Source organism: Pseudomonas sp. SWRI92 (genome assembly GCF_014268685.1).
GTDB classification, from domain to species: Bacteria; Pseudomonadota; Gammaproteobacteria; order Pseudomonadales; family Pseudomonadaceae; genus Aquipseudomonas; species Aquipseudomonas marvdashtae.
In genome coordinates this window covers 1-17,601 of sequence record NZ_JABWQY010000019.1, presented here as the reverse complement: position 1 = coordinate 17,601, position 17,601 = coordinate 1, and the positions used below count along the sequence as shown (strand labels likewise).

Annotated in this window: 18 protein-coding genes; 9 read left to right on the top strand and 9 right to left on the bottom strand. The window is 58.7% G+C overall.

What is annotated here, in order from left to right:
• The first annotated feature begins 67 nt into the window (after positions 1 to 67).
• From HU762_RS22955 to rlmF, 5 genes are all read left to right on the top strand, one after another.
• The gene (locus HU762_RS22955; RefSeq protein WP_186640881.1) at positions 68 to 1,558 is read left to right on the top strand and encodes a leucyl aminopeptidase; all 1,491 of its coding nucleotides are present in this window, start codon (positions 68 to 70) and stop codon (positions 1,556 to 1,558) included.
• Between the two features lie 57 nt (positions 1,559 to 1,615).
• Positions 1,616 to 2,044, top strand: a complete 429-nt coding sequence (locus HU762_RS22950; RefSeq protein ID WP_123417111.1) for a DNA polymerase III subunit chi — start codon at positions 1,616 to 1,618, stop codon at positions 2,042 to 2,044.
• Between the two features lie 8 nt (positions 2,045 to 2,052).
• Positions 2,053 to 2,418, top strand: coding sequence for a DNA polymerase III subunit chi (locus HU762_RS22945; protein ID WP_186640878.1), 366 nt, complete (start codon positions 2,053 to 2,055; stop codon positions 2,416 to 2,418).
• Positions 2,419 to 2,567: 149 nt separating this feature from the next.
• Positions 2,568 to 5,414, top strand: coding sequence for a valine--tRNA ligase (locus HU762_RS22940; protein ID WP_186640876.1), 2,847 nt, complete (start codon positions 2,568 to 2,570; stop codon positions 5,412 to 5,414).
• Between the two features lie 163 nt (positions 5,415 to 5,577).
• A complete protein-coding gene (gene rlmF / locus HU762_RS22935; protein WP_186640874.1) occupies positions 5,578 to 6,603 on the top strand; it encodes a 23S rRNA (adenine(1618)-N(6))-methyltransferase RlmF in 1,026 nt (341 codons plus the stop codon).
• Between the two features lie 81 nt (positions 6,604 to 6,684).
• Here rlmF and HU762_RS22930 read toward each other — a convergent pair whose 3' ends face one another.
• Complete coding sequence (locus HU762_RS22930; protein ID WP_186640872.1) at positions 6,685 to 6,966, bottom strand: HU family DNA-binding protein; 282 nt, start codon at positions 6,964 to 6,966, stop codon at positions 6,685 to 6,687.
• A 395-nt stretch (positions 6,967 to 7,361) separates the two neighbouring features.
• On the opposite strand from HU762_RS22930, the gene yejK reads away from it, so the two are divergent.
• Positions 7,362 to 8,366 (top strand): nucleoid-associated protein YejK, encoded by a 1,005-nt coding sequence (gene yejK, locus HU762_RS22925; protein WP_186640870.1) that lies wholly within the window; start codon positions 7,362 to 7,364, stop codon positions 8,364 to 8,366.
• Between the two features lie 238 nt (positions 8,367 to 8,604).
• Positions 8,605 to 8,868: a hypothetical protein gene (locus HU762_RS22920; RefSeq protein ID WP_186640868.1), complete on the top strand. Its 264-nt coding sequence runs from the start codon at positions 8,605 to 8,607 to the stop codon at positions 8,866 to 8,868.
• A gap of 69 nt (positions 8,869 to 8,937) precedes the next feature.
• On the opposite strand, the gene HU762_RS22915 is transcribed toward HU762_RS22920, so the two are convergent.
• The 6 genes from HU762_RS22915 to HU762_RS22890 all read right to left on the bottom strand — a co-directional run bounded on the left by HU762_RS22915 (position 8,938) and on the right by HU762_RS22890 (position 14,947).
• Positions 8,938 to 10,155: a DUF2599 domain-containing protein gene (locus HU762_RS22915; RefSeq protein WP_186640866.1), complete on the bottom strand. Its 1,218-nt coding sequence runs from the start codon at positions 10,153 to 10,155 to the stop codon at positions 8,938 to 8,940.
• Positions 10,156 to 10,233: 78 nt separating this feature from the next.
• Positions 10,234 to 11,451: a DUF2599 domain-containing protein gene (locus HU762_RS22910; protein ID WP_186640865.1), complete on the bottom strand. Its 1,218-nt coding sequence runs from the start codon at positions 11,449 to 11,451 to the stop codon at positions 10,234 to 10,236.
• 257 nt (positions 11,452 to 11,708) lie between these two features.
• Positions 11,709 to 12,644 carry a glutathione S-transferase family protein gene (locus HU762_RS22905; RefSeq protein ID WP_186640863.1) on the bottom strand — a complete coding sequence of 312 codons (936 nt, stop codon included), beginning with the start codon at positions 12,642 to 12,644 and terminating at the stop codon, positions 11,709 to 11,711.
• A 79-nt stretch (positions 12,645 to 12,723) separates the two neighbouring features.
• On the bottom strand, positions 12,724 to 13,047 hold the full coding sequence (locus HU762_RS22900) for a GIY-YIG nuclease family protein (protein ID WP_186640861.1): 324 nt from the start codon (positions 13,045 to 13,047) through the stop codon (positions 12,724 to 12,726).
• A 39-nt stretch (positions 13,048 to 13,086) separates the two neighbouring features.
• On the bottom strand, positions 13,087 to 13,557 hold the full coding sequence (locus HU762_RS22895) for a nuclear transport factor 2 family protein (protein WP_186640859.1): 471 nt from the start codon (positions 13,555 to 13,557) through the stop codon (positions 13,087 to 13,089).
• A gap of 85 nt (positions 13,558 to 13,642) precedes the next feature.
• On the bottom strand, positions 13,643 to 14,947 hold the full coding sequence (locus HU762_RS22890) for a CynX/NimT family MFS transporter (protein ID WP_186640857.1): 1,305 nt from the start codon (positions 14,945 to 14,947) through the stop codon (positions 13,643 to 13,645).
• A 343-nt stretch (positions 14,948 to 15,290) separates the two neighbouring features.
• Between HU762_RS22890 and HU762_RS22885 the strand changes: the two genes are divergently transcribed.
• Both HU762_RS22885 and HU762_RS22880 read left to right on the top strand, forming a co-directional pair.
• Positions 15,291 to 15,602, top strand: coding sequence for a type II toxin-antitoxin system MqsR family toxin (locus HU762_RS22885; RefSeq protein WP_186640856.1), 312 nt, complete (start codon positions 15,291 to 15,293; stop codon positions 15,600 to 15,602).
• Positions 15,599 to 16,087, top strand: a complete 489-nt coding sequence (locus HU762_RS22880) for a type II toxin-antitoxin system MqsA family antitoxin (RefSeq protein WP_186640855.1) — start codon at positions 15,599 to 15,601, stop codon at positions 16,085 to 16,087. Before HU762_RS22885 ends, HU762_RS22880 begins: the two co-directional genes overlap by 4 nt.
• Positions 16,088 to 16,144: 57 nt before the next feature.
• On the opposite strand, the gene HU762_RS22875 is transcribed toward HU762_RS22880, so the two are convergent.
• Positions 16,145 to 16,909, bottom strand: a complete 765-nt coding sequence (locus HU762_RS22875) for an amino acid ABC transporter ATP-binding protein (protein WP_003178331.1) — start codon at positions 16,907 to 16,909, stop codon at positions 16,145 to 16,147.
• 10 nt (positions 16,910 to 16,919) lie between these two features.
• Positions 16,920 to 17,601: amino acid ABC transporter permease (locus HU762_RS22870; RefSeq protein WP_186640854.1), on the bottom strand; the 682-nt coding region annotated here is incomplete at its 5' end.

Here is a 17,601-nt window from a genome sequence, read left to right as displayed (position 1 = left end):
GAAGACAGCTGTTCAGCGCGCCACTGCCCGGCGCCTGCCTCTTGACCATTCACTCAGGGATCCGGACATGGAACTGGTTGTAAAAAGCGTCAGCCCAGAAACGTTGAAGACTGCCACGCTGGTGGTTGCCGTTGGTGAAAACCGCAAGCTTGGCGTAGTCGCCACCCAGCTCGACGCCCTGAGCGGCGGCGCCATCAGCGCCGTGCTCAAGCGCGGAGACCTGGCTGGCAAGGTCGGCCAGAGCCTGTTGCTGCACAGCCTGCCCAACCTCAAGGCCGAACGCGTGCTGCTGGTGGGCGTGGGCAAGGACGCTGAGCTGGGCGACCGGCCGTTCCGCAAGATCATCGCCGGCGTGCTCGGCACCCTCAAAAGCCTGGGCGGCGGCGATGCCGCATTGGCATTGGACGAACTGGTGGTCAAGGGCCGCGACAGCTACGGCAAGAACCGCCTGTTGGCCGAAACCCTGGTGGATGGTGAATACCAGTTCGACCAATTCAAGAGCCAGAAAGCCGAACCCCGCGCCCTGAAGAAAATCACCCTGCTGACCATCAAGGCCGCCCAGGCTGAAGTCCAGCGCGCCGTGACCCACGCCACCGCAATCGCCAATGGCATGGCCTTCACTCGCGACCTGGGCAACCTGCCGCCGAATATCTGCCATCCGACCTTCATGGGCGAACAGGCCAAGGCGCTGGGCAAGGAATTCAAGGGCCTCAAGGTCGAAGTCTTCGATGAGAAGAAGATCAAGGACCTGGGCATGGGTTCGTTCTATGCCGTCGGCCAGGGCAGCGCCCAGCCGCCACGCCTGATCGTCATGCAATACAACGGCGGCAAGAAATCCGAGAAGCCTTACGCACTGGTCGGCAAGGGCATTACCTTCGACACCGGCGGCATCAGCCTCAAGCCGGGCGCCGGCATGGATGAAATGAAGTACGACATGGGCGGCGCCGCGAGCGTGTTCGGCACCCTGCGCGCCGTGCTCGAACTGCAACTGCCGATCAACCTGGTGTGCATCCTGGCCTGCGCCGAGAACATGCCCAGCGGCACGGCCTCGCGTCCGGGCGACATCGTCACCACCATGAGCGGCCAGACCGTCGAAATCCTCAACACTGACGCCGAAGGCCGTCTGGTGCTGTGCGACGCCCTCACCTACTCCGAGCGCTTCAAGCCACAAGCGGTGATCGACATCGCCACGCTGACCGGTGCCTGCGTCGTCGCCCTCGGCGCCCATACCTCGGGCCTGCTGGGCAACAACGACGAGTTGATCGGCCAACTGCTCAGCGCCGGCCAGCAAGCCGACGACCGTGCCTGGCAATTGCCGCTGTTCGACGAATACCAGGAACAACTGGACAGCCCGTTCGCCGACATCGCCAACATCGGTGGCCCGAAAGCCGGGACCATCACCGCGGCGTGCTTCCTGTCGCGCTTCACCAAGAACCTGAACTGGGCGCACCTGGACATCGCCGGCACCGCCTGGACCAGCGGCGGCAAGGACAAGGGCGCCACTGGCCGTCCGGTGCCCCTGTTGACCCAGTACCTGCTGGACCGCGCCAAGGCCTGACACCAATGATCACCGGTGCGTCGCCTTCAGGTGGCGCATCGGGAATCAGGAACCGCAATGACCAAAGTCGATTTCTATATCCTGCCCAGCGCCGATCCGTCGGCGCGGCTGGATTTCGCCTGCAAGCTCACTGAAAAGGCCTGGCGCATGGGCCATCGCATCTACCTGCATTGCAGCGATGCTGCCCAGCGCGACGACCTCGATGCGCGCCTTTGGGCGTTCAAAGGCGAGAGCTTCGTGCCCCATGGCCCGGCCGAAAGCGAACCTGAAGGCTTGATCGTGCTGGGCCTGGGGGATGACTGCGGTCAGCATCAGGACCTGCTGGTCAACCTCGACCTGAAAGTGCCGGCCTTCGCCCAGCGCTTCGCCCGCGTGGCGGAAGTGGTGGTGGAAGACCCGGCCATCCGACAAGCCGCGCGGGAGAGTTTCCGCTTCTACCGCGAACAGGGCTATCCTCTGCAAGACCACCGTTTACAGCGACTCTGAGCCCTACGATGGACACTCCAAAATCGCCACAAAAGCCCACGCACCTGCTGGACGACCTCGAGTCGATCCGCCAACTGCTCGGTGACGACAACCTGCAACCACCGCTGCTGACCGATACGGTCGAGCATGAGCCAGTGCACGACGAACAGATCCCACTGCTGTTCGATCCGATCAATGGACAGCCCGAACCCAAGCCAGCGCCCCAGACCGAGCCCAAAGGCCCGGATGCCCTGCTGCACCTGGACCGCGAATTGCGCGCGGCCGCGCAATTGATCCTGCAAGATGTAATCGACGATTTCGCCCCGCACATCGAGACCGAGATCAAGCGCCGGCTGGATGCGCGGATGGAGCGGTTGTTGAGCCAGTACGAATAACCCGGCAACCCGGTTGCGGTTGCTTTTGTGGCGAGGGATTTGCTGCGCCTGTAAATACGCACTCGCTGCGTACTGGCTCGCCCTGCGTCCTTCGCCCCGCTATACTTCCCGGCTTTTCCTGAATGAATGCCAATAGGGTCCCGCCGCGCATGGATAAGACCTACCAGCCGCACGCCATTGAAACTTCCTGGTACAACACCTGGGAGTCCGAGAATTATTTCGCTCCGCAAGGCGCGGGCGATTCCTACACCATCATGATCCCGCCGCCGAACGTCACCGGCAGCCTGCACATGGGCCACGGCTTCAACAATGCGATCATGGACGCCCTGATCCGTTTCCGCCGCATGCAAGGTCGCAACACCTTGTGGCAGCCGGGCACCGACCACGCCGGTATCGCCACGCAGATGCTGGTGGAGCGCCGCCTCGAAGCCCAAGGCCAGAATCGCCATGACCTGGGTCGCGAAAAATTCCTCGAGAAAGTCTGGGAGTGGAAAGACGAGTCCGGCGGCAACATCAGCCGCCAGATCCGTCGCCTCGGCTCGTCCGTGGATTGGAGCCGCGAGCGCTTCACCATGGATGACGGCCTTTCGGAAGCGGTCAAGGAAGCCTTCGTGCGCCTGCACGAAGACGGACTGATCTATCGCGGCAAGCGCCTGGTCAACTGGGACACCAAGTTGCACACGGCCATTTCCGACCTCGAAGTGGAGAACCACGACGAGAAAGGTTTCCTGTGGAACCTGAAGTACCCATTGGCCGACGGCGCCAAGACCGCCGAAGGCAAGGATTACCTGATCGTTGCCACCACCCGTCCGGAAACCATGCTGGGCGACTCCGCCGTGGCGGTGAACCCGAACGATGAGCGCTACCAGGCCCTGATCGGCAAGTTTGTCGAATTGCCCCTGGTTGGCCGTCGCATCCCGATCATCGGCGACGATTACTGCGACCCTGAATTCGGCACTGGCTGCGTGAAAATCACCCCGGCCCACGATTTCAACGACTACGAAGTCGGCAAGCGCCACAACCTGCCGCTGCTGAACATCTTCGACAAGAACGCCAACGTCTTGCCGGCGGCCCAGGTCTTCAACCTCGACGGCACACTGAATGAAAGCATTGACGGCCAGATCCCGGCCGAATACGCCGGTCTGGACCGCTTTGAAGCGCGCAAGCAGATTGTTGCCGCATTTGATGCCGTCGGCCTGCTGGTCAGCGTCGACGATCACGCCCTGAAAGTGCCGAAAGGTGACCGTTCCGGCACCATCATCGAGCCGTGGTTGACCGACCAATGGTACGTGTCCACCAAACCGTTGGCCGAGCCGGCGATTGCCGCCGTGGAAGACGGTCGCATCCAGTTCGTGCCCAAGCAATACGAAAACATGTACTTCTCGTGGATGCGCGACATCCAGGATTGGTGCATCAGCCGTCAGCTGTGGTGGGGCCATCGCATCCCGGCCTGGTACGACGAGTCGGGCAAGGTTTATGTCGGCCGCGATGAAGCCGAAGTCCGCGCCAAGCACAACCTGGGCCCGGACGTTGCGCTGCAACAGGACAACGACGTTCTCGATACCTGGTTCAGCTCCGGCTTGTGGACGTTCTCGACCTTGGGCTGGCCGCAGCAGACCGAATTCCTGAAGAAATTCCATTCCACCGATGTACTGGTCACCGGCTTCGACATCATTTTCTTCTGGGTCGCCCGGATGATCATGCTGACCATGCACTTGGTCAAAAACGAAGACGGCACGCCGCAGGTACCGTTCAAGACCGTGTACGTCCACGGCCTGGTGCGCGACGGCCAGGGCCAGAAGATGTCCAAGTCCAAGGGCAACGTCCTGGATCCGCTGGACATCATCGACGGCATCGACTTGGAAACCCTGGTGCAAAAACGCACTTCAGGCCTGATGCAGCCGAAACTGGCGAAGAAGATCGAAAAGGCCACCCGCGAAGAGTTCGCCGACGGCATCGCCAGCTATGGCACCGATGCCCTGCGCTTCACCTTCTGCTCGCTGGCGTCCACCGGTCGCGACATCAAGTTCGACATGGGCCGCGTCGAGGGCTATCGCAACTTCTGCAACAAGATCTGGAACGCCGCGCGCTACGTGTTGGACAAGGGCGAAGACTGTGGCCAGAACGGCGAAGCCGTTGAACTGACCTTGGCCGATCGCTGGATCATTTCCCAGTTGCAACGCACCGAAGCCGAAGTGACCCGTCAGCTGGATCAGTTCCGTTTCGACCTGGCGGCACAAGCGCTTTACGAGTTCATCTGGAACCAGTACTGCGACTGGTACCTGGAACTGTCCAAGCCCGTGCTGTGGGACGAGAACGCGCCGGTTGAACGCCAGCGCGGCACCCGTCGCACCCTGGTTCGGGTACTGGAAGTGGCGCTGCGCCTGGCGCATCCGTTCATGCCGTTCATCACCGAGGAAATCTGGCAGCGCGTCGCACCGCTGGCCGGCGCCCAAGGCAAGACGATCATGCTGCAACCTTGGCCGGTGGCCAACGAAAGCCGCATCGATCCGGCGGCCGAAGACGACATCGAGTGGCTCAAGACCTTCATGCTCGGCCTGCGCAACATCCGCGCCGAAATGAACATCGGCCCAGGCAAGCCGCTGACCCTGTTCTTGAAGAACGCCAACGCCGAAGACCTGCGTCGTCTCAACGAAAACGAGGCGCTGCTCAAGAAACTGGCGAAGCTCGAATCGGTGACCGTGCTGGCGGCTGGCGAGGAAGCACCGCTGTCCGCCACCGCTCTGGTCGGCGAGATGGAAGTGCTGGTGCCGATGGCTGGCTTGATCGACAAGGCCGCCGAACTGGCGCGCCTGGACAAGGAAATCCTGCGCCTCAAAGGCGAAGTCCAACGCGTCGGCGGCAAGCTGTCCAACGCCGGCTTCGTTGACAAGGCTCCGGCTGATGTCATCGAGAAGGAACGAGCCAAACTGGCCGAGGCTGAGCAGGCCCTGGGCAAATTGGGCGAGCAGCACGCGCGAATTGCCAGCTTGTAACGGCGACGCGCAACGGAAGAAGGAGGCCCTGGAGGCCTCCTTTTTTCTGCCTGTCACTTTCCCTACCGTATCGTTCCCACATTTAAACCTCGCAGTCATCACGACCAGGCTGGATGTGGGACAATGCCTGCCACTTTTTGAGCCAGCCCCGAATCGACCCGCCATGACCGCCCCCCGCTCTCCCAAACCTGCCCGCCCAAAATCCAAGCCCGCCACCGAAGCCACGGCGCCACGGGAAAAGGCCAGCCTGCATCCACGAAATCGCCATCAGGGCCGCTATGACTTCCCCGCGCTGATCAAGTCGACGCCCGAACTGGCCAAATTCGTGATCATCAATCCCTACGGCAAGGAAAGCATCGACTTCGCCAGCCCCGAAGCCGTGCGGGTGTTCAACCGGGCGCTGCTCAAATCTTTCTATGGCATTGCCCATTGGGATATTCCCGCCGACTACCTGTGCCCGCCGGTGCCCGGCCGTGCGGACTATGTGCACTTCCTCGCCGATCTGCTCGCCAGCCATAACGGCGGCGAGATCCCTCGTGGGGCGGCGGTCAAGGTGCTGGACGTCGGCACCGGCGCCAACTGCGTTTATCCGCTGATCGGCCACAGCGATTACCGCTGGCACTTCCTCGGCTCTGAGATCGACCCGACGGCAATTGCTTCGGCCAAGGCCATCGTTCAATCCAATGGGTTGAACAAGGCCATCCAACTGCGCCAGCAAACCAACCGCAAGCAGATCCTGCTGGGCCTTTTGGAAGACGCCGAGCGGTTTGACCTGACGATGTGCAACCCACCGTTCCACGCATCCCTGGAGGAAGCCACCAAAGGCAGCCAACGCAAATGGCGCGCGCTGGGCAAGGCGGACCCGAAACGCAAATTGCCGGTGTTGAATTTCGGCGGCCAGGCAGCGGAGTTGTGGTGCGAGGGTGGCGAGGCGCGCTTCGTCACGCAACTGATCAGTGAGAGCGCCCAGTTAGCCGGGCAAGTGCTTTGGTTCAGCACGCTGGTGTCGAAGGCTTCGAACCTGCCGGCGATTCAATCCGCGCTGAAGAAGGCCGGGGCGCTGCACAGCCAGGTGGTGGAAATGTCCCAAGGCCAGAAGCAAAGCCGCTTCGTGGCTTGGACTTTCCAGGATGAGGCGCAACAGCAGGCATGGCGTAAGGCCCGCTGGGTCCGCAAGGACCTTGGTTAACGCGCCACAGACCACTTTATCCAAGGCAACAAAAAACCGTGCCCGGATCACTCCGCGGCACGGTTTTTTATTAAAGCGATCTTACTTGTTGACCGCGTCGGTCAGGCCTTTAGCCACAACCAGCTTGATCACTTTCTTGGCCGGGATTTCGATGGCTGCGCCAGTCGAAGGGTTGCGACCGGTACGGGCAGGACGCTCGGTGACTTTCAGCTTGCCAACACCTGGCAGGGTGATTTCGCCGCCGTTTTCCAGCTGATCAGCAACGACTTGGCCCAGTTGGTCCAGCAGAGCACGCACGGTAGCTTTTGGTGCGTCTACAGATTCAGCCAAATCAGCGATCAGTTGGTCTTTAGTAAGAGCCATGTAGTGTTCCTTCCCTATCAAATTCATATGGATTGCAGAGTGCAGTGTCAGCCATCGAGCCCGATCTATCTGATCAGCCACCCTCGGTCATCACCACGACGGATCGGGGTAATAGATGCCGAAATCCGGGTTTGGTTCGACCTGACAAATGCTGAATGCACGCTTAACGCAGAGACTTCGCGTAAGACCGGGCAAAACTAGCACAACGCCTGTGAAATATCCGCCTCTACCTACCCATTTGGTCAGCTTTATTGCGCTAAATCGGTAAAAAAATGCTCTGTGAGTGTCGGACGGGTCTGAAAGAACCTTCGGCGCCTCCCAAAACCAGTGTTTGCGGTACACTGGGCCCTTTTTCGGGGAGCACGCCCTCCTCTCTTTTGTCAGCCGAGAAAACCATGCCGATCCGTCATTGCATCGTCCACCTGATCGACAAAAAACCCGACGGCAGCCCTGCTGTGCTCCATGCCCGTGACTCGGAACTGGCCGAGTCCACCGCCATCGAACACATGCTCGCCGATCTCAATGAGAGCTATAACGCCAAACAAGGCAAGGCCTGGGGTTTTTTCCATGCCGAGTCCGGGGCGCATCCGTTCAGCGGCTGGCTGAAGGAGTACCTGGACGGCGGCAAGGATTTCACCGCGTTCAGTCGCGTGGCGGTGGAACACCTGCAAAAACTGATGGAAGAGTCCAACCTGTCGGTGGGCGGCCACGTGTTGTTCGCGCATTACCAACAGGGCATGACCGATTACCTGGCCATCGCCCTGCTGCACCACAGCGAAGGCGTGGCGGTGACCGACGAACTGGATGTCACGCCGTCCCGTCACCTGGACCTGGGCCAATTGCACCTGGCGGCGCGCATCAACGTGTCGGAGTGGCAGAACAACAAGCAGTCTAAACAATACATTTCGTTCATCAAGGGCAAGAACGGCAAGAAAGTCTCGGAGTATTTCCGTGACTTCATCGGCTGCCAGGAAGGCGTCGACGGCCCTGGCGAGACTCGCACCCTGCTCAAGGCATTCAGTGATTTCGTCGAAAGCGAAGACCTGCCCGAAGACGACGCCCGGGAAAAAACCAAGACCTTGGTGGATTACGCCAGCAGCCAGGCCAAGCTCGGCGAGCCGATGGGGCTGGCAGAACTGTCCGAGCTGATCGACGAAGATCGCCCGAAAGCCTTCTACGACCACATCCGCAACAAGGACTACGGGTTGTCGCCGGAAATCCCCGCGGATAAGCGCACCCTCAACCAGTTCCGCCGCTTCACCGGCCGCGCCGAAGGCTTGTCCATCAGCTTCGAAGCGCACCTGCTGGGCTCCAAGATCGAATATGACGAGGAAGCCGGCACATTGATCATCAAGGGCTTGCCGACTTCGCTGACTGATCAGCTCAAGCGCCGCAATTAATATTCAGCAAAACCACTAAATATCGCCCCAACAGCACGCCATCGATACCCCACGATGGCACTGTTTAAACCGCCGTGAGCTGGACAACGGTCGCCCTAAATACCTGGACGCCGTTGGTCGGCACTGTCAAGTCTTACAGTATTATTGCCTTTGAACCATTCGATATTTTTATATGCGTCTAGCTGCTCCCGCGGCTGGAACGACTCCATGATCGCACCAGTATATAGGGCATATAAAAATGAAATCGAATAATCGTCGTACAATTTTTCGTGTACAACAGGTAGCTAGTCTTGGCCTGTTAAGCTTAATGGCCTTGATTTATGCCGACTCGGCTTTTGCCGCGACTTATATTTGTAAATACGTCGACCTGGCAGGCGTAACACAGGGCGGCCCCCTGACTATTATCGCAACTTCGACCGTCGACGCTATGAACCAAGCGAAACCCATGTTCCAGTCGCAGGGTAAGGACATTTCTAAAGGTTGGATTATTTGCGCTGCTTGACCCACTCCCAACCAACGCCCAGAGCGACTGCTTCGGGCGTTTCGATCATTTTTTCCCTGTATTGAAAAATCAAATCGGATTACAATCTGCCGCCACCGCCGCATCATGGGAAACGTAGCGTCTGAAGGGTTCCATATTCCACTCCGGTTTATTGCGTGCAATAGCGAAGTGACAAACCAATTGGCGACGCATACCATCAGCCTCCTTATTTACATCCTTATATGCCCAGCGAGGATCGTCCCCGTATCTTTCTGTCAACTCTGCATACACCGCGCCAGTGCTTTCCGCCGTGGCCATACGGCCTCTCTGGGTAGGAACGACAGACAGGCTCCACTCCTCCTTCCGAGTACCGGGGTCATAGCGTTTTATCCATTGGGCGTAGTTGATATACCCGTCCATCGGATTCGCCATCTCGATGGCCTGGTCTGCCTCGTTGAAAACAAAACTGGCATCTTGGGCCCGGGTACCGGGCAAGGTCATCGCAATCACAGGTACCAGAACGTTGGTCGTTGCGAAGTAATCCTTCTGATCATACTGCGCGTCCGCTAGTCCTCCCGGCAGATAAAAGAAAGCTTTTATCGGCAATGTCTCAGGCCTGTTGACGTTCCACGCCGCCGTAGCCAACCTCATCTCATTTTGTTGATGAATGGTTCCGTTGTCACCCAGACTCATTGCCTTGATGGCCTCGTTGAAAGAGACGGTCGCCTTTTCATTTGCATCATCCTTTACATTGAAGCCGCACTGGCTCAGGGCACTGAAACCGTCGACCACACGCTTGTCGTACCATTGCTGTGCTGTGTAGATGCCTTGCCGATGACATAGATCGCTGTTTGATTGGGCTCCTTGAGCGACGCCACAGCCATTTTCGGTCCTGATGTTAGTTGCTCCATCCACCGGAAACATGCATAAGATGGCAACTTTCTGCCTTCCCACAGGCGCAAATAGCGGAGGATATATAATAAAACCGTTGTTCTCGTCGCGAACCAATCTTCTGAACTCCGCATCAACTCTTAGATAGGAAAATGAAAACCCTCCACTTGCGACGGCTGCGGGGCTAGGCGCCCAAGACTTATAGGCTGCCGAAGGAATTGTCGCCCGAAAAATAACACCGCTGCATAAGAAACTCGGCATAGAAGCTGTACCGCAATCAACAGGCGTGTCGTTATAGAGTGCTTCCAAGTCCCGAGCGACCTGTGCCCCAGAGGTCTCCAACGCTTGAACCACTGGGGCGAGTGACATCAATAACCCAAAACCAATTGATATCAGAACTCGCATTAAAGATCTCATGTCAACCTCTCTTATTAAGAACTAAAGCGAGAGCACCGCCAACTCACTCAAAACGCGGCGCCACGCGGGACGAGTTCGCTAGGTATTATTACAACCTGCTGCCACGGCTTTTTCATGGGTGGTATCAGGCCGAAATGGCTCAAAGTTCCATACATCCTTTGTACGCACGGTAGAAATCAAACACACCAATTGTCGGCGCATCCCTCCACCGTCCCGTTCCTTCCACTCGGCACTGCTGCCATAATCATTCGACAATTCACTGTAGAACGCCTCGGTTTGTCCGGGCCCGATTGATCTCCCGCAGTCCGTCGGAATGACCGATAGCGTCCAAGCCTGCGAGTTCAAACCCGGATCAAAACGTTTTTCCCAAGAAGCCGAATCGATATATCGTTTACAAACAACATCACCTAGCGAGGCTTGGTCAGCACCACTGTATGTAAACGTTGCGTCTTGCTCCGGCGTTGAGGGCAGGTTCAATTTGATGACGGGTACAAATCTCCCTCCATCGGCATAAAACGCCCTCTGGTCCTTTTTAGCGGAATCCACCCCTCCATCCAAATAAAAAAAAGCTTGTATTGGAAGTTGCTCAGCTAGAGCGGAAGGCCACGCTGCGATTCGTATCTCGTTATTACTGAGACCAGCGTTGCTGAAATTTTCATTCTCTGTATATTTCATGGAACGCAGCATCGCCATGAACGCCTCGGCCCCTCTTCCCTGTGGATTTGCTGCGACGTTAAATCCGCAGGAAAGAGCATGGGAGCCACCATTACTCCGGTAATGCGCATCCCATTGCTCAGCGGTATTTATGCCAAGATTTTGACAGTAATCCTCAACTTGTGGTGTTGTCGTGAAGTCACCACAGCCGGCCGAAAGTCGGACATGACTCCCCGCGTCAATAGGGAACGCGCAAAGTACACTGACCTTGGTCATCGTACTGACTGGCTTCAGGAATTCCGGATAAAGGATATAGCCATTTTTAAGATTGTAGGCTAGGGAATTAAACTTAGCATCTTTCCGTAAAAATGAAAAAGAGGTAGCTCCCTGATCTTTTGATTGAGGGCTCGGGTCCCAACTCCTGTAGCCATCAGAATATATCGTGCCTCGCAGTATGGCTCCTGAACATAAAAAGGAAGGCCTGCTGACGGCTCCGCAATCGGTTTTCAGATCGTCGTAATTCCGCCTTAGTTGATCTGCCACTTCAACGCCACGTCGATCAGGAGTCGCATAGGGCAATATAGTTGCGCCGCACAAACCCCACCATGTGGCAGCCACCGACACTAAACATATAAGTTTCATGATGCACCCGTTTTTAAAAACTCTCCGTGCACAGTGAAACGCAGCTCTCACATGCAAACCACTGTCGGAAGTAACAGTTTTTTAAAAACATTCGCTATAAGGGATGATCCAAAGCGAGCAGAAAATTGTATGACGGACCGCCCGTTGCAGTAGCTAGTCCAAGTATTCTTCGACCAGCAGGCAATAACGGAGATGGAAACCGGTATTGCCAAGTCATTGGGCGGACTGAGACTTCGAGCAGGGGAAAGGTGCTTTGTTTACCTGAATGAAAGATTGAAACCCATCCGTGGAAAGTGCACATGCACCACCCCGCCACGTTCATCTTCACGGCGCAGGATCAGCTCCTCGCTACCGGCAAACACTAACTCTCCAGCCACCGGGTCGACGCCATAGTCAGTCGCCGCGATGGTTACCTGTTGCCCTGCCGTGAACCCATTCGGTTCATCGAATGCCTCATCCGGCAGCGCGGCCGGTGTTGCGTTGCGAGCAACGTCCAAGGCTTCTTCGGAACTCATCTGGCTCGACGCGCCGTGGCCGAAACCCAGCACCCGCGCCAGCCATGCCGAAACGGCCGGATACGCATCCACCAGCGGCGAGGTCACCGGGGTGCCCTTGAGGAACCACAGCGGATGAGCCATGGCGAAGTCGGCAATCGACGGATCACCCAACAGGAAGTCGCCCTCTTCGCGCAATAGCTGTTGTTCGAGTCGCGCCATGATGGTTGGCCATTGGTGCTTGGCCTGCTCGGTAGCCAAGCGCGTGGTCGTGCCGCCGCTGAACAGCCCGGCGCGGTCGCTGATGAACGCCTTGATCGCTTCGGGCGATAGCTTGGCGAAACGCACCGCCACCGATTCAGGCTGGAACACCAGGCTCACCGCGTGCTGGAACACCACTGAATCGGCCCAGGCGGCAAAGGACGCGGCGATCATTTCCCGACCTTCGGGAAACAGTGCCGGCGAGGCTTTTTCCTGCTCCAGCCGGCGGGCCATCAGCGACGTATCGCAATAGATGTCCGCGCCAATCTGCAATACCGGGGTCTTGCGATAACCGCCCGTCAGCGCCGTCAGGTCAGGCTTGGGCATCATTGGCGGGATGCTCACCGAACGCCAGGACAAGCCCTTGAAACCCAGCAACAGTCGGGCTTTTTCCGCGAAAGGAGACGTCGGGTAATGATGAAGAATCAGTTCTGACATGGGATTCGCCACTGCAGGAATGAAGTCTTGCAGCTTAGCGCGCCTCGCCGGGACAGCCTACCGGCCTGATAAAGGCCTATCAGCCCGGCTGATGAAGCGCCAGCGCACTGGCCACCAGGCACTCCTTGGCGCTTTTCCTGAGCTTTTTGATCAGCCGCTCCTGGCGCAGGGCCTCGCCCTTGTCGCGACAGGCCTCGGTATACACCAGGGCCACTGCCGGGCTGGACAGGAAGAAGCGCGCGCCCTTGCCGCTTTGATGCTTGGCGAAGCGCCGCGCCGGGTCATCGCTGATGCCGCAGTACAGCGAGCCATTGGCAGCCCGCACAAGGTAGACGAACCAGGGCTTGTCCGCTTCGACGGGGGCTTGTGCAGGCAGATCGGGAGAAAGGTCGGCGGTCGTCACAAGATATTCAACAGGTGCACAGAACAAGCTGCGATCTTATCAGCGACTCGTCTGGAATGCCCGCAGCCCCTTGAGCGCCTGGGCCCTGACGGCGTTGCGCACCAGCGGCGTCCAGCCCAGCAGCAGGCCCTTGGTACCCAACGCCTGGCGGGACCAGCGCCACAAATCGAAACTGTCGTGATGCTCGCAAATCTTGCCGTCGCGAAACACGAAACGCGCCTGGATATCGTTGACGACGGTATTGCCGGTCTGACTGAACAGGTACGTCGCCACCCAGTGCGCACCACCGGTACGCTCATCGCTGCGCACGTTATCGAAGGTCAGGGAAAAATCCTTGGCCCGGGTCGTCAACATGCGCCACATGTCACCGGCATCACGCCCGCGCAGTTCGCCGAACGCTGGATCGCTGAACACCACGTCGTCGGTGTAGCAGGCGCTCATGGCTTCGGCGTCCAGGCGCTGGAACGCCTCATAGAAGCGGGTCACCAGGGCGTTGTGGGTGTCACTCATGGAAGGGCTCCGAAAAGATTTCAGTAGCCGGCACGATAATCTGCCTGCGCGAGGAAGACTATCGTCATTCGCCATGGAAATGACATCAGTGAAGATCGTCGACCCTTTCGCTGACGACGCCCACGTACAATGCCCGTCCGGCACCGACGCCGGCAATGATCGCTCCCAGGCCAATCAGGCCGAAGATCCAACCCAGAGCATTCCAGCCGCCGGTCCAGTCGTGGACCACGCCCACCGCGAACGGCCCCAGTGACGCCAGCGTGTAGCCGAAGCCCTGGGCCATGCTGGAAAGGTTCGCCGCCACATGGGCATCCCGCGAACGCAACACGATCAGCGTGAGCGCCAGGCTGAACGTCGCACCCTGACCCAACCCCAGCAGGATTGCCCAGCCCCACAGACCGTCAAGGGGCGCATAGAGGCAACCGAACAGGCCGCCCAGGGCCATGACCATGACGATGACAATGGCCAGCCGTTGATCCTTGCCACGCGTGGCCAGCCACGGCGCCGCCAGGGAGCTGATCAACTGCACGAGCACGGAACCGGACAGCACCAGGCCGGCCTGGGTCGGCGTCAGTCCACGGCCGATGAGAATCGAGGGCAACCAGCCAAATACGATGTAGGCCAGGGAAGACTGCAGCCCCATATACAGCGTTACCTGCCAGGCCAGTGGATCACGCAGCAAACCGCGAACCCGATAAGCCGCCTGGTGCGCGCCGTGCTTCTGTCCCACTTGTGGCAGCCAGAACACCGCCGCCGCCAGCGCCGGAATCATCCAGGAACCCAGGCCCAGCGACCAGCTGTCGCCCAAGCGCTCGCTCAAAGGCACCGTCGAACCGGCCGCCATCGCGGCGCCCAGGCACAGCGCCATGGTGTAGACACCGGTCATGGCGCCGGCCTGTTTGGCGAAGTCGCGCTTGACGATGCCCGGCAACAGCACGCCGATCACGCCGATGCTCGCACCGGCCAGGACGCTGCCGGCGAACAGCCCGAACTGGCCGAATGAACTGCGCAGCACGATCCCCCCGGCCAACGTCAGCAAGATCCCCAGCACCACGCGCTCGGCACCGAAGCGCCGAGCCAGCACCGGCGCCAACGGCGCAAACAGCCCCAGGCAAAGCACCGGCAGCGTCGTCAGCAGACCGGCCTGGGCCGCCGACAGACCGAGGCTTTTTGAAACCTCGCTGAGCAACGGCGCCATGCTCGACAGCGCCGGACGCAGGTTCAGTGCCACCAGGATCAACCCAAGCAACAGCAGCCAGGGCCGGCGCACCAACGGATGGCGCTGCTGGGTTTGCTCATCGTCGGCTTCGGCGTCGATCAACAATTCTTCGAGTTCGGCGGCGCGCTTGTTCGGCGTCGCAGGGGTGAGGTCAAGCGGATCGCGGGACATGGAAAGCTCTGGGTTCAGGGTTCATTGATCAACTGGCGGCAAAGGGCCTTGGCTCATTGCCGAACCTGTCGTTCCACAGCGTCGAGGATTCGATGTGCAGATCGAATACAGGGTGATGACGAGGACAAGTTTGAAGGCTCTGGCGCAACTGCGCCGATGACGCAGGAGAAGTAGCGTCCGCTGAGCGCAGGGGTTGGCAGCATGGGTCGAATTTTCTGACAGATTAGTCAGCTTCTTGTAGGACGGCAACCGCCTAAGGTCAATGCGAGGGAAAAGGGCTGAAATTTTCGACTAGCAAAAATTACCCTATAAGGGTAATTTCAAGGACAGGGCAAACAGTTCTATGGAAAAAAGCATACCCCACTACGACCTGGCAGTGGTCAAGGCGGAAGTACTCAGGCTGGGGAGCAAGGCATTCACACTGAGCGCTCAGGAAGGCGGTCGAAGCATGTCGTTAAGCACTGCAAGGATGCTGCGAATCATTGCCTCGCTGGAGTACAGGATGTTGCACAAGTCGATGACGACCTATGCCGATCATCGAGTCTGGCAGGACGTTTATCACACAGCATTTCAGGATCGGGAGATTTACATCAAGGTGACCTACCGCCCTGGCGGTGGGCATCCGGTAATCTCCTTCAAGGAGAAAGACCAATGAAAACGCAGCAATGTGTCAACTGCGGTACCCAAGACGCAATGCAACACTTTGAGGGCCGCAGCTTTACCATCGACTACAAGCAGGTAGCACGGCAGGTGCACGACATCGCTGGATGGGAGTGCCGGAGCTGTGGAGAAATCGAATTTGATCACGACACCGACAGCGCGGAACGTTATTCCCGCGTGAGCGATCAGTTGCTCGAAGATTACGCCCAGGCGATAGGGACAGAGATCAAACGCATCCGCCGCAAACTGCACCTCACGCAAAAAGACGCGGTGAAGCTGCTGTCTGGCGGCGGACACAACGCCTTTTCCCGTTACGAGCGGGGCGAGATCGCCCCACCGCAACCACTGTTCATGCTGATGCGTCTGCTTGATCGTCATCCACATCTGATGGCTGAGGTACACGCACTGAGCGAGGGCACCGATTTGAAGCAGTTGTTGGCTATCTGCCATCCGGAGCAGGAAATCGTCCTGACTCCCTGACTCCCAGAAAAAACAAACCCGGACAAGTCCGGGCTTATTCCACTGCCTAAGACGGGATCAATGCAGGATCTGGCTCAGGAACAACTTGGTGCGGTCGTTTTGCGGGTTGTCGAAGAAGTCGTTCGGCGCGGCCTGTTCGACGATTTCACCTTTGTCCATGAAGATCACGCGGTTGGCCACGGTGCGAGCGAAGCCCATTTCGTGGGTCACACAGAGCATGGTCATGCCGTCTTCGGCCAGGCCGATCATGGTGTCCAGCACCTCTTTCACCATCTCGGGGTCGAGTGCCGAAGTCGGTTCGTCGAACAGCATGATTTTCGGCTTCATGCACAGGGCACGGGCGATGGCCACGCGCTGTTGCTGACCGCCGGAGAGCTGGCCCGGGTACTTGTGCGCCTGCTCTGGAATGCGTACGCGCTCCAGGTAATGCATGGCGATTTCCTCGGCCTTGCGCTTGGGCATCTTGCGCACCCACATCGGCGCCAGGGTGCAGTTCTGCAGGATGGTCAGGTGCGGGAACAGATTGAAGTGCTGGAACACCATGCCGACTTCACGGCGGATCGCTTCGATCTGCTTGAGGTCGTTGGTCAGTTCCACGCCATCGACCACGATGCGGCCCTGCTGGTGCTCTTCCAGACGGTTGAGGCAACGGATGGTCGTCGACTTGCCGGAACCCGACGGGCCGCACAGGACGATACGCTCGCCCTGCTTGACGTTCAGGTTGATGTCTTTCAACACGTGGAACTGGCCGTACCACTTGTTCACGCCCTGCATCTGAATAATGCCTTCAGGGCTCACAGGCTGTTTGATCGCTTCACTCATGAGTCAACTCCTAACGCTTGTGGCCAGTGTCCAGCTTGCGTTCCAAATGCATGGAATAGCGGGACATACCAAAACAGAAAATCCAGAACACCAGGGCGGCAAACACATAGCCTTCAGTGGCCATGCCCAGCCATTTCGGGTCGGCGGCAGCTTGTTTCACGCTGTTGAGCAGGTCGAACAGGCCGATGATGATCACCAGGCTGGTGTCCTTGAACAGCGCAATAAAGGTGTTGACGATCCCCGGGATCACCATCTTCAGCGCCTGCGGAAGGATCACCAGGCCCATGCTGCGCCAGTAGCCCAGGCCCATCGCCGCGGCCGCTTCGTATTGCCCCTTCGGAATCGCTTGCAGACCGCCACGCACCACTTCGGCCACATAGGCCGACTGGAACAGGATCACGCCGATCAGTGCCCGCAGCAGCTTGTCGAAGTTCATGCCTTCAGGCAGGAACAACGGCAGCATCACCGACGACATGAACAGCACCGTGATCAACGGCACACCGCGCCAGAACTCGATGAAGGTCACGCAGACCACGCGGATCGCCGGCATGTTCGAGCGCCGGCCCAGGGCCAGGACGATGCCCAGCGGCAAGGCGCCGGCGATACCAACGGTGGCAATCACCAGGGTCAGCATCAGGCCGCCCCATTGGCTGGTCGCCACGGTGGCCAGGCCGAACACGCCGCCGTGCAGC